A 12,535-nucleotide genomic window follows, 5' to 3' on the forward strand; every position below is an offset into this window, starting at 1 on the left:
CTTGCCGCGCAGGCAAAAGGCAAGCCGCTCACTGGTGAGGCGCCCGATGTTTGCCATCGGGCGCTTTAGCTTGGCATTGAGTGCTCAAGCAACCTTTTGGCTAAGCCTGAACAAGCCGACCTGTGGCGCTTCGCTGATCCAATACTGGGCAACATGCCAGCCAGCTTCAGCAGCCATTGCCGTGAATGATTCGACGCTGAATTTATGCGAGTTTTCGGTGTGCAGGCTCTCGCCTTCGGCGAAGGTGAAGCGTTGTCCGGCGATGGTCACGGTTTGTGCGACCAGGCTGAGCAGGTGCATTTCCATGCGTTGCTTGACCGGGTTCCACAGCGCCTGGTGGGCGAAGTTGCTCAGGTCAAAATCCGCGTCCAGTTCACGGTTGATGCGCACCAGCAGGTTTTTATTGAAGCTGGCGGTCACCCCCGCTGCATCGTCGTAGGCTGTTTCAAGGATATCGACAGGTTTGACCATGTCGACGCCGACGATAAATTGCGCCTCATTGCCCAATATGGTTTTGGCCGACTTGAGGAACGCCACCGCTTGCTGCTGATTGAAATTGCCGATGGTCGAGCCGGGGAAAAAGCCGATCCGTGGGCGTTGGTTTATGGCTGCTGGCAGGGCCAGGGTGCGGGTGAAGTCGCCAACTTGAGGAACCACGTTCAAGGCTGGATAGCGTTCGGTCAGGCGCTGCGCAGCATGTTGCAAGGCATCCGGGCAGATATCGATGGGCACGTAGGCACCCAGTTGCGGGGCAGCATCAAGCAGCAGGCAAGTTTTATCGCTGGCACCGCTGCCGAATTCGATCAGCGCGCTGCCGGGGGCAAAGGTGGCGGCTATTTCTCCGGCAACATCGCCCAGCAGGCGAGTCTCTGCGCGGGTGGGATAGTATTCAGCGGTTTTGCAGATGTCCTCGAACAGGGCTGAGCCGGCCGCATCATAGAAGTATTTGGGCGGTATGCTCTTGTGGTCTGCCGCCAAGCCGTTGAGTACATCGCGTCGGAATGAGCTGTGCTCGTCGGTCAGGGCTTTGTGGCTGTCGCGTGCCAATCGCAGCCCGCTCAAGACCCAGCGTTTTTCCGGGTGGAAAAAATTGCGGTAGCTCAGGCGGGTATGGCCGGGGCTGGTGAAGCTGGCACCGCCACGCAAGACCATCTGATTGATCATGAACTTGCCGTTGTACTCGCCAACGGCGCCGGGGGCTGGGCGAAAGCCCGGGTACGGGCTGTAAGGGCTTTGTGTCCACTGCCAGGCAACGTCATCGACCTGTTGCAGGTGGCCCGACTGGGCCGCCGCTTCCCATTCCGCTTCGGTCGGCAGGCGGGCGCCAGCCCAGCAGGCAAAGGCGGCCGCTTCGTAATAGCTGATATGGGTCACTGGCGCGTCGAGATCCACTGGCTCCAGGCCGCCCAAGGTCATCTGACTCCAGCCGTCCTGGCTGGGCTGCCAGTAAAACGGTGATTGCCAGTCCTGGCTGCGCACCATGTCCCAGCCCTCAGCCAGCCACAGTTCAGGGCGTGTGTAGCCACCGTCATCCATGAACTCAAGCCATTGCGCGTTAGTCACCAGGCGATCACTGATCTCGAATGGCTGCAAGTAGGTGGTGTGCCGCGGGCCTTCGTTGTCGAAGGCAAAGCCCTGGCCTTGGTGGCCGATTTCCACCAGGCCACCAGCATGGGCCTTGAACTGGCCCTTGCGCCCACGTGAGATTTTGCTCCAGCGCCGGTCATAAACCGGTTTCAGCGAGGAGGTGCTGAACAGGTGGAGAATATCCATCAACAACAGCTCTTGATGCTGTTCTTCGTGGGCTAGGCCCAACTCGATCAACTTGTGCTGTGCAGGAGCGAGCGGTGTTTGCAGCAGCTCAGCCATGTGCTGATCGACATGCTTGCGGTAGGCCAGCACTTGCTCAGCGCTGGGCCGGGTCATCAGGCCGCGTTGTGGGCGGGGGTGGCGCGGGCCGACGGCTTCGTAATAGGAGTTGAACAGGTAGCTGAAGCTGGGATCGAATGCGCCGTAGTTGTCGAGATGTGGGGCGAGCAGGAATGTCTCGAAAAACCAGCTTGTGTGAGCAATGTGCCATTTGGCCGGGCTGGCATCGGGCATTGATTGAACCACCATGTCTTCATGGCTGAGCGGTGCAATCAAGGATTCGGTGCGGCCCCTGACAGCGAGGTAGCGATCAAGTAACGGATTTTGAGTGTGCTTTGGGTTTAGAGCTCTTAATGTGCTGCTCATCAACTTTTGTCTCCGCTGTTTAGGCTGGTCATTGTTGAGGCTGGCTGAGGGCTAACGTTACGGCTGGCTGGGAAATTGATTGGGTTATGGCTGGAAACGCTTGAAGCTGGCTTGGAGGAAATTGATCTGGCGGGCGGATTGAATCGCTGCGCCACAATTAAATCAGAGTCGGTTATTCGAATAAGGTTTCAGCTTAGACCGCTATTGGCATTGTCGAGCTGAAAAAGCAAAAAACCACCCAATGGCAGTTTTTTTATTGGAAGTGGGTCAAGCACTGACGGGCTGGTGCTGCGCTTTGCCGTGGCATTGTCAGTGAGTTGCACTGGCTGGGGAAACCGCATCCAGCCAGTGCGACCACCGACTCATCAGGCCTGGTAGCAGATATGCCCGTCGACCAGGGTGTAGCGCACTGCGCTCGGCAGGCAATGGCCGATAAACGGGCTGTTGCTGCCTTTCGAGAACCAGGTTTCACCCGCCAGGGTTGAGGCCTGTGGGTCGAACAACAGAATGTCTGCTGCCTGGCCCACGGCAAGGATACCGGCCGGTAGGCGCAAGGCTGTGGCAGGGCCGGTGGTCAGGCGCTGGAGTAGCGTCGGCAGGTCAATCAAGCCGTCTTGCACCAAGGTCATGGCCAGTGGCAGCAATAGCTGGACACTGCTGATGCCTGGCTCTGTCGCGCCAAAGGGCGCCAGCTTGGCGTCGGCTTCATGCGGTTGGTGATGGCTACTGATCGCCTGGATCGTACCGTCCTTGACGGCTTGGCGCAGGCCATCGCGATCTGTTGCGGTGCGCAACGGGGGCTGCACGTGATAAAGGCTGGAGAAGCCTTGCAGCGCCTCGTCAGTCAGGATCAACTGGTAGAGCGCAACATCGGCGGTGACCTTCAGGCCGCGTGCTTGCGCCTCGGCAATCAACTCTGCGCCACGTGCGCTGGTCAACTGGCTGAAGTGGGCGCGCACACCGGTCTGTTCAACCAGCAGCAGGTTGCGGGCCAGGGCGACGGTTTCGGCAGTCTCGGGAATGCCGGGCAAGCCAAGGAAGCTGGCTCTTGCGCCTTCATGGGCCAAGCCGCCTTCTGCCAGATCGTGGTCTTGCGAGTGAAATATCACGGTCAGGTCGAACGTGGCGGCGTATTCCATTGCACGGCGCAGGGTGCGGCTGTTGCGGAAACAGTCCAGGCCATTGCTGAACGCCACGCAGCCAGCATCGCGCAATGCAACCAGCTCGGCCAATTGCTCGCCTTCCAGAGCCTTGCTCAGTGCGCCGATAGGGAAGACTTTGGTGTGCCCGGCTTCGCGGGCGCGGTCGAGGATCATCTCGGCAACTGCTGGTGTATCGAGTACCGGTTTGGTAAACGGCGGGCAGCACAAACTGGTGACGCCGCCTGCCGCCGCTGCCAGGGTTTCGGTGGCGATGCTGCCCTTGCGGCTGTAGCCAGGCTCGCGCAGCGCCACGTTGAGGTCGACCAGGCCGGGGGCGGCGACCAAACCCGTGGCGTCAAGGGTGTTTTCGGCTACGAAACCAGTGGGTGCGTCGCCAATGGCGACCAGCAAGCCACCCTCGATATACAGGTCGCTGATTTGGTCGAAGCCGCTGTTCGGATCAATTACGCGGGCGCCGAGGATACGGGTACGCATCAGTTCTGCTCCTCGGATTCCAGGTTGAGTTGACGTTGAGTGTTTTGCCCGCTCATGGCCATCGACAACACCGCCATGCGAATGGCGATGCCGTAGGTCACCTGATTGAGAATCACCGATTGTGGGCCATCAGCTACCGCTGACTCGATTTCCACACCACGGTTGATCGGGCCCGGGTGCATGACCAGCGCATCAGGCTTGGCCAGTTTCAGGCGCTGTTCGGTCAGGCCAAACAGGCGGTAGAACTCACCTTCGCTGGGCAGTAGCCCGCCCTGCATCCGTTCACGCTGCAGGCGCAGCATAATCACCACGTCGACATCTTTAAGCCCGGCGTCCATGTCGCTGTAGGTGGTCACGCCAAATTGCTCGATGCCGACCGGCAGCAGGGTTTTGGGTGCTATTACGCGGATGTCCGGGCAGCCGAGGGTTTTCAGGGCAATCATGTTCGAGCGCGCAACACGCGAATGCAGGATGTCGCCGACGATGGCGACCGAGAGATTCTCGAAGCTGCCTTTATGGCGCCGGATCGTCAGCATGTCGAGCATGCCTTGGGTCGGGTGCGAGTGACGGCCATCGCCACCGTTGATGATCGCCACGTCCGGGCACACGTGCTCGGCGATAAAGTGCGCTGCGCCTGAGTCGCCGTGGCGCACCACGAACATGTCTGCCGCCATGGCTTCAAGATTGCGCAAGGTGTCGAACAGTGACTCGCCCTTGCTGGTCGAGGAGGTCGAGACGTTCAGGGTAATCACGTCAGCGGACAGGCGCTGCGCCGCCAACTCGAAGGTGGTGCGGGTGCGTGTCGAGTTCTCGAAGAACACGTTGCACACCGTCTTGCCGCGCAACAGTGGGACTTTCTTCACCGCTCTGGCGCCGACTTCGAGGAAGGAATCGGCGGTGTCGAGGATCTCGGTCAGTAGCTCGCGCGGTAAGTCATCAAGCGAAAGGAAATGGCGCAACTGACCTTGGTCATTGAGTTGCAGAGGTCGTTTGGCTTCTGTCGGCGTCATCGCGGTAGGGGTCTCAGTTTGTGAGCGTTTGCAGCTCAAGAGTGAGCGGGGTCGGGCCTGATAATTTTACCCGCTGCGTGGCAGGCAATGACAGGGTTGCGCCGACTACATCCGGGCGAATCGGTAAATCGCGAGCATCCAGGTCTAGCAGGCTAACCAGGCTGATACTGGCCGGGCGACCATAATCGAACAGCTCGTTCATGGCGGCGCGTATGGTCCGTCCGCTCATCAGTACGTCGTCGATCAACACAATGTGCTGGCCTTCGATCTCAAACGGTAGCTCAGACGGCTGGACTTGTGGATGCAAACCGTTCTGGGTGAAATCGTCGCGGTAAAACGAGACATCCAGAATGCCCAGCGGCTCTTTATTGCCGAGGGTTTCAAGCAGGGCCTGCGCAACCCATACGCCACCGGTGCGAATACCGATGAAACGCGGTGTGCTGATCTGCCGCTTATTCAGGTGGCTGATTAGCGCGCTGGCCATTTCAGGCAGCAATTCAGCGGGATCGGGTAGGTTCATCACAAGCTCCTTGGGCATTGAGCTGGGCTCAGCCTGAAATATGTTCTTCTAGCCATCCTTCGAGCAGTAGCGCGGCGGCCAGTGCATCCACCGGACGTTCGCGATAACCGCTATTTTGGCCTTGCTGTAAGCGCTCGCCTTTGGCCGCATAGGTCGTCAGGCGTTCGTCATGGGTGTGAACGGGCAGATTAAAACGGCCATTGAGGCGGCGCGCGAACTTCTCTGCACGCTCGCTCATGTCACTTGGGCTGCCGTCCATGTTCAGCGGCAGGCCGACGACAATTGCATCTGGCTGCCATTCGCGTATCAGCGCTTCGACCTTCTGCCAGTCGGGCACGCCATTTTGCGCCTTGAGTACGCACAATTCGCGGGCCTGGCCGGTAATCACCTGGCCGACAGCAACGCCAATCTGCTTGGTGCCGTAATCGAAACCGAGTAATAAACGTAGCGGGCGCGGGTTACTCACAGATTGGCTCCATCAAGCGTGGCCCGCTTGTGAAGTGAGCAGGCTCAAGTTGATGCCAAGCTGCGAGGCAGCGGCATTGAGGCGCTGGTCATAGGGCAGGTCGAACAGGATGTTCTGCGTCGCCGGGCAGGTCAGCCAGGCGTTATCAGCGATTTCAGCTTCCAGTTGGCCAGCATCCCAGCCGGCATAGCCGAGGGTGATCAGATATTTGTCAGGGCCGGTGCCGGCGGCAATCGCAAACAGCACATCTTGCGAGGTGGTCAGGCCCAGCTCGCCAAGCTCAAGGGTGGCTTGGTAGCTGTCGCCGGCAGGATGCAGGACAAAGCCGCGGTCAGTCTGTACGGGGCCGCCGCTGAAGATCGGCAAGCTCTCGCAGATGGCCGGTGGCTCGCTGTCTTCGCTGAGTTGTTCGAGTACGTCCGCCAGGTTAAGGCCATTTGGGCGGTTGATGACCAAGCCCATGGCGCCTTGCTCGTTGTGATCAACGATGTAGGTGACGGTTTGCGCAAAATGCTCATCGTCCATGTGTGGCATGGCGATTAGCAACTGGTGTTTGAGGTAGCTAGGGCTGGCATCTTTCATGATCGCTAGCTTAAAGCCTGCGACCTGAGCCGGGAAGCCAAAACAGTCTTGTTGCTATAAAACATTGGGCTAGGGTGTAAAAAAGTGAACCGGCCTCAATTGCTCGACAAGCGGTCGCCCCGCTCAAAGCGCCAGGTGCGGATGATTTCCAGGCGGTCTACGTCTGCCAGGTCGCCACTGAAGGGCGCATAGGGCGCAGCCAGGCGGACAATTCGCAGCGCCGCTTTGTCGAGTAGCGGCTGGCCGGATGACTCCAATACCAGTACTTCATGCAGGCTGCCGTCACGGTTGATCGATACCAGCATGCGCAGGCTGCCGTAGATCTGCTTGCGCCGGGCATCGTCCGGGTAGTTGAGGTTGCCGATGCGCTCAACCTTCTTGCGCCATTCGTCCTTGTACCAGGCACCTTTGTCGCGCATGGTCGAGGCGGCGTTGAGGCGCACAATCTTCGGTCGCTTTGCGTATTGCTGAACTTCTTGCGCCAGCTCTGCTTCAAGGCTGGCGATTTCGCTGCTCAGTTGCTCGCGGTCGAAGGTCGGCGCCTCGCGCGTGGGTTCGACCTGCTTGACCTTTTCTTGCTTGGCCTGAACTTTCTGTGGCTGCGGCTTCTTGGTGGCCACGACCTTTTTCGGTTCTTGTTTGGGAACAGGTGGCGGTTGCGGCGCCGCAGGGGGCGTCACGTGCTTGACCTGGGTGTCCTGGAAGGGCGCCTGTTCAGTGGTTTTCGGCGCGGCCTTGTGATCCAGCGTGCCGCTGCCCTGCTGGTTGTCCTGGGCAAGGAAGTCGGCCTCTTTGGGCTTTTCTTCACTCTTGAAGGTCGACAGGGTGATTTCCAGGGTCTTGCTGATGGTGACCGGGTCAGCCAGGCTGAAGCTCAAGCCAAGTATCAACGCGACATGCAACACGGCTGCCAGAAACAGCGTGAAGCCCAGTCGGTCTGCTGGCTTGACCGCAGAAGAAGGTGTGTGTGTGGTCTTGGCTGGTGATTTCATGGAATAAGGTTCAGCTCGGAATGCCGCGCAGTCTGCCGACTAGAGGCCATGGCCTGCAAGTTTCAAGTGCAAAGCTGCTACCTGCTTCAAACTTGTGTATTGGCGGGTGCTACTTAATTTACGCCCTGATGTGGCAATGCCAAAAGGCTTTAAAGCCCTGAATCGGGGTGCCATGTGCGTCGATTCAGGGCTTGTCATTGAAGAGGCTTGGGATTATTTGCCAGCCTTGAGTTTTCCAGCAATGACATCCATCAGTCGCTCAGCGATCTTGGTGTCATAGGCGGCATCAATTTCACGGATGCAGGTTGGGCTGGTCACGTTGATCTCGGTCAGGTTGTCACCAATCACATCCAGGCCAACGAACAACAAGCCTTTTTCGCGCAGGGTCGGGCCAATGCCTTGGGCAATCTCCAGGTCCCTCGCGCTCAATGGTCGCGCTTCTCCGCGTCCGCCAGCGGCCAGGTTGCCACGGGTTTCGCCTGCGGCGGGGATTCGTGCAAGGCAGTAAGGCACCGGCTCACCGTCAATCATCAGAATACGCTTATCGCCATCGCTGATTGCAGGAAGATAGCCTTGCGCCATTATCTGCTGGGTGCCGTGGGCGGTCAGGGTTTCCAGGATCACCGACAGGTTTGGATCGCCTTGGCGATGACGGAAAATCATCGAGCCGCCCATGCCGTCGAGTGGCTTGAGGATGACATCGCCTTGCTCTTTGGCAAAGTCGCGCAAAATATCGGCGCGACGGCTGACGATGGTTTCCGGGGTGTACTGTGGAAACTGGGTGGCAAAGAGTTTTTCGTTGCAGTCGCGCAGGCTTTGCGGGCGATTCACTACCAAACTGCCAGCATTCTCGGCCTGTTCAAGCAGGTAGGTCGCATAAACGAACTCATTGTCGAACGGTGGATCCTTGCGCATCAGGATCACGTCCAGGTCCGAGAGCAGCATGTCTTGTTCGGCGCCGAGTTCAAACCAGTGCTCGGGGTCGTAAAACACCTTGAGCGGGCAAACGCGGGCGCGGGCCTGGCCTTTGGCCTGGTACAGATCCTTGACTTCCATGTAGAACAGCGACCAGTCGCGGGCCTGGGCTGCAAGGAGCATGGCCAGGGAGCTGTCCTTCTTGAAGGATATCTGCGCGATAGGATCCATGACGATGCCAACACGAACGGTCATGTATTTTTCTCCGTAAAGTCACAATGTGAGCTGTTAATAAGATGTTGGAGACTATACACGAGCCTTTAATTGGCGCTGATTGTGTAGTCGTTCAAGGAAAAAACCTTAGGCGTCGGTAGCTTATAGCTTGCATCTGGAGAGTGTGCTAAAAAGGCCGAATGATCAGGGTAACAATCTATTGGCGTCAGATGTTCAGTCGTCAATCCAAGGAGCCTGTTCAAAGGCTGTGTCCGCACTGCTCACACGCGATAGGTCGCCTGGCACCGACTAGATAAGGTGATGGGGTGGCTGAAGTCTATTGTGTTTTGACGCGACATCATTAGATGGGCGGTCGAGCTGAACTGGCTCCAGCAGAAAAAATAATGACTCACCGAGGCGATGGTAGGGCACACATGGAACAGCATTCCGAGGGTTTGAGAGTAATGGTCATTGACGATTCGAAAACGATTCGTCGAACCGCAGAAACCCTGCTCAAGAAAGTGGGTTGCGATGTAATTACTGCAGTAGATGGTTTTGATGCCTTGGCAAAAATTGCCGATACCCATCCGAACATTATTTTTGTCGATATCATGATGCCGCGTCTTGATGGTTATCAGACGTGCGCCCTGATCAAGAATAATAGCGCTTTCAAATCCACGCCGGTGATCATGCTGTCCTCGAAGGATGGGCTGTTCGATAAAGCCAAAGGGCGAATCGTGGGCTCCGATCAGTACCTGACCAAACCCTTCAGTAAGGAAGAGTTGCTCGGTGCGATCAAAAACCATGTGCCTGACTTTATGCCGGTGGAACAAGCATCCTGACATTCGTACCAGTACCAATGTCCTTTAAGTAGTGAGACGCACCATGGCTCGAATTCTGATTGTTGATGACTCGCCGACCGAGATGTACAAGCTGACCGCAATGCTGGAAAAGCACGGTCATGAAGTATTGAAGGCGGAAAATGGCGCTGATGGCGTTGCCCTGGCTCGCCAGGAAAAACCAGACGCGGTATTGATGGATATCGTAATGCCCGGGCTGAACGGCTTCCAGGCGACACGTCAACTGACCAAAGATGCGGACACCAATCACATTCCAGTGATCATTGTGACCACCAAGGATCAGGAAACTGACAAGGTCTGGGGTAAGCGCCAAGGCGCTAAAGATTACCTGACCAAGCCGATTGATGAAGACACGCTGCTGAAAACGCTGAACGCTGTACTGGCCGGTTAATTCCGCGCCAGTAGGCAAACTCTAACCAAAAGGCTGCAGTGGGCATGTCCGACGCACAAACACCCTTTGAAAAACTTCTCGAGATCGATCAGCGCTGTCGTGTGCTTGCGGCTGGCTTGCCTATGCAGCAAGCCGCGCAACAGACATGGAGCGGTATCGGGTTCCGGATGGGGGAGCGTTTGTTCGTGGCGCCGATGGGTGAGGTCGGTGAGGTTTTGCATGAACCGCGTTATACCTTGTTGCCAGGCGTAAAGAGCTGGGTCAAGGGTGTGGCAAACGTACGGGGTCGCTTGCTTCCAGTCATGGATCTGTGCGGCTTTCTAGGCAATGAGTTGTCGCCACTGCGCAAGCAGCGGCGGGTGTTGGTGGTGGATCATCAAGAGATCTTTGCTGGCCTGACGGTCGACGAGGTCTTTGGTATGCAGCATTTTTCGGTGGATACATTCTCCGAAGATCTGCCTCCACTGGAAACATCGGTAGCGCCATTTATTCATGGCGTCTTTCAACGTGAGCAAGCTTGGTTGGTGTTCAGCCCTTTTGCGCTGGCACAAAACCCAGACTTCCTAGCGGTAGCATTTTAATAAGATTTTCGGTTGGGTCGGCTTTGCCGGCCTTTTGGCGTTATATGGGAACCGTAGTGCGGTCGGTCCAGGCGGGGGCCAGATAATGAAAAAACTAAATGCAGGCAAATTATTCGCGGGTACGCGTAGCAGTACACTGATTTTGGGGCTGTTTATCGTCCTGATCGTGTCAGTTGTGTTGCTGTTCGCTAACTTCGCCTATATCAACACCCAGTCCAACTACGACACTGAATACATCAGCCACTCCGGTGAGCTGCGTGTTCTGTCCCAGCGTATTGCGAAAAACGCCACGGAAGCAGCAACAGGCACACCTGAGGCCTTTGGTTTGTTGCGTGATGCACGTAACGACTTCCAAAAGCGCTGGGCTATTCTGACCGATGGCAATGCTGAAAGTGGCTTGCCACCTGCTCCCGAGCTGGTGCAACCACAAATGGCGGCTGTGCAGAAAGATTGGGACAGCTTGCGTAAAAACACTGACTCCATTCTGGCCAGCGAGCAAACGGTTCTGTCGCTGCACCAAGTAGCTGCGACGCTGGCTGAAACCATTCCACAGTTGCAGGTCGAGTACGAAGAAGTTGTCGACATCCTGCTGGAAAGTGGCGCGCCAGCGGCTCAGGTGTCGGTTGCCCAGCGCCAGTCGCTGTTGGCAGAACGTATCCTGGGCTCGGTGAACAAGGTACTTGCTGGTGACACCGACTCGGTACAGGCCGCCGATACTTTCGGTCGTGACGCCAGCCTGTTCGGTCGCGTATTGAATGCGATGCTCGAAGGCAACGCTGCCATGGAAATCACCAAGGTAGAAGACAGCGAAGCGCTGGATCGTCTGGGTGAGATTTCCGAGCTGTTCGAGTTCGTATCGGGCTCGGTGGACGAGATTCTCGAAACCTCGCCAGAGCTGTTCCAGGTGCGTGAATCGGCGAACTCCATCTTTACCGTTTCGCAAACCCTGCTTGATAAAGCCTCCGACCTGTCCCTGGGTTTTGAAGGCCTGGCCGACAGCCGTCAGGTCAATACCTTGGTGGGTTACGTGCTGGGCTTGCTGGTACTGGCTTCGATCATCCTGATCGGTATCGTGATGGTCCGTTCGACTAACCGTCGACTGGCTGAAACGGCTGAAAAGAATGACCGTAACCAAACGGCGATTTTGCGACTGCTCGATGAAATTGCAGACCTTGCGGACGGTGACTTGACGGTGGCGGCAACGGTAACCGAGGACTTCACCGGTGCCATTGCTGACTCCATCAACTACTCCATCGACCAACTGCGTGACCTGGTTGCAACCATTAACTTGACCGCCGTACAGGTGGCCGGTGCTGCTCAGGAAACCCAGGCAACGGCCATGCATCTGGCCGAAGCTTCCGAGCACCAGGCGCAAGAAATTGCCGGAGCTTCGGCGGCAATCAACGAAATGGCGGTGTCGATTGACCAGGTATCGGCGAACGCCTCTGAATCCTCTGCGGTAGCGGAACGTTCGGTAGCCATTGCCAACAAGGGTAACGAGGTGGTGCACAACACCATCACCGGCATGGATAACATTCGTGAGCAGATCCAGGACACCTCGAAGCGGATCAAGCGCCTCGGTGAGTCGTCCCAGGAGATTGGTGACATCGTTAGCCTGATTAACGACATTGCCGACCAAACCAACATTCTCGCCCTTAACGCTGCAATCCAGGCCTCCATGGCCGGTGATGCAGGCCGAGGCTTCGCCGTGGTAGCGGACGAAGTACAACGCCTGGCTGAACGTTCATCTGCTGCAACCAAGCAGATCGAGGCACTGGTTAAGACGATTCAGACTGACACCAACGAAGCTGTAATTTCGATGGAACAGACCACCTCTGAAGTGGTGCGCGGTGCACGTCTGGCGCAGGACGCCGGGGTTGCACTGGAAGAGATCGAGAAAGTATCGAAGACCCTCGCGGCCTTGATCCAGAACATCTCCAACGCCGCACGCCAACAGGCGTCGTCTGCCGGTCACATCTCCAACACCATGAACGTGATTCAGGAGATCACCTCGCAAACGTCGTCCGGTACAACCGCAACCGCCAAGAGCATTGGTAACTTGGCGAAAATGGCCAGTGAGATGCGTAAGTCGGTATCCGGCTTTACCTTGCCGGAAGGGGAGCAGGCTTAATC

12 protein-coding genes are annotated in these 12,535 nt (G+C 57.2%); 4 read left to right on the top strand and 8 right to left on the bottom strand.

The genetic code is table 11. The features are described from left to right. Positions 1-84: 84 nt before the first annotated feature. From egtB to gshB, 8 genes are all read right to left on the bottom strand, one after another. Positions 85-2,235, bottom strand: coding sequence for an ergothioneine biosynthesis protein EgtB (gene egtB / locus AACY26_RS15265; RefSeq protein WP_339515452.1), 2,151 nt, complete (start codon positions 2,233-2,235; stop codon positions 85-87). A 365-nt stretch (positions 2,236-2,600) separates the two neighbouring features. After that, a complete protein-coding gene (locus AACY26_RS15270) occupies positions 2,601-3,872 on the bottom strand; it encodes a dihydroorotase (RefSeq protein WP_339515453.1) in 1,272 nt (423 codons plus the stop codon). After that, positions 3,872-4,882, bottom strand: a complete 1,011-nt coding sequence (locus AACY26_RS15275; RefSeq protein ID WP_339515454.1) for an aspartate carbamoyltransferase catalytic subunit — start codon at positions 4,880-4,882, stop codon at positions 3,872-3,874. The genes AACY26_RS15270 and AACY26_RS15275 overlap by 1 nt, the downstream gene beginning before the upstream one ends. 13 nt (positions 4,883-4,895) lie before the next feature. Continuing rightward, positions 4,896-5,402, bottom strand: coding sequence for a bifunctional pyr operon transcriptional regulator/uracil phosphoribosyltransferase PyrR (gene pyrR / locus AACY26_RS15280; protein WP_339515455.1), 507 nt, complete (start codon positions 5,400-5,402; stop codon positions 4,896-4,898). Positions 5,403-5,430: 28 nt separating this feature from the next. Further along, positions 5,431-5,868: a Holliday junction resolvase RuvX gene (gene ruvX, locus AACY26_RS15285; protein ID WP_339515456.1), complete on the bottom strand. Its 438-nt coding sequence runs from the start codon at positions 5,866-5,868 to the stop codon at positions 5,431-5,433. 12 nt (positions 5,869-5,880) lie between these two features. Beyond that, positions 5,881-6,450 (bottom strand): YqgE/AlgH family protein, encoded by a 570-nt coding sequence (locus AACY26_RS15290; RefSeq protein WP_339515457.1) that lies wholly within the window; start codon positions 6,448-6,450, stop codon positions 5,881-5,883. A gap of 95 nt (positions 6,451-6,545) precedes the next feature. Then, positions 6,546-7,442 carry an energy transducer TonB gene (locus AACY26_RS15295; RefSeq protein ID WP_339515458.1) on the bottom strand — a complete coding sequence of 299 codons (897 nt, stop codon included), beginning with the start codon at positions 7,440-7,442 and terminating at the stop codon, positions 6,546-6,548. Positions 7,443-7,655: 213 nt separating this feature from the next. After that, positions 7,656-8,612: a glutathione synthase gene (gene gshB / locus AACY26_RS15300; RefSeq protein WP_339515459.1), complete on the bottom strand. Its 957-nt coding sequence runs from the start codon at positions 8,610-8,612 to the stop codon at positions 7,656-7,658. A gap of 392 nt (positions 8,613-9,004) precedes the next feature. On the opposite strand from gshB, the gene pilG reads away from it, so the two are divergent. The 4 genes from pilG to AACY26_RS15320 all read left to right on the top strand — a co-directional run bounded on the left by pilG (position 9,005) and on the right by AACY26_RS15320 (position 12,533). Further along, positions 9,005-9,412, top strand: coding sequence for a twitching motility response regulator PilG (pilG, locus tag AACY26_RS15305; RefSeq protein ID WP_010485676.1), 408 nt, complete (start codon positions 9,005-9,007; stop codon positions 9,410-9,412). A gap of 43 nt (positions 9,413-9,455) precedes the next feature. After that, complete coding sequence (pilH, locus tag AACY26_RS15310; protein WP_010485677.1) at positions 9,456-9,821, top strand: twitching motility response regulator PilH; 366 nt, start codon at positions 9,456-9,458, stop codon at positions 9,819-9,821. Between the two features lie 44 nt (positions 9,822-9,865). Continuing rightward, entirely contained in the window at positions 9,866-10,402 is a 537-nt protein-coding gene (locus AACY26_RS15315; protein ID WP_339515460.1) for a chemotaxis protein CheW, read from the top strand. An 85-nt stretch (positions 10,403-10,487) separates the two neighbouring features. Beyond that, positions 10,488-12,533, top strand: coding sequence for a methyl-accepting chemotaxis protein (locus AACY26_RS15320; RefSeq protein WP_339515461.1), 2,046 nt, complete (start codon positions 10,488-10,490; stop codon positions 12,531-12,533). The last annotated feature ends 2 nt before the right edge of the window (positions 12,534-12,535 follow it).

This window comes from Pseudomonas sp. RL_15y_Pfl2_60, from assembly GCF_963970595.1.
Lineage (GTDB): Bacteria > Pseudomonadota > Gammaproteobacteria > Pseudomonadales > Pseudomonadaceae > Aquipseudomonas.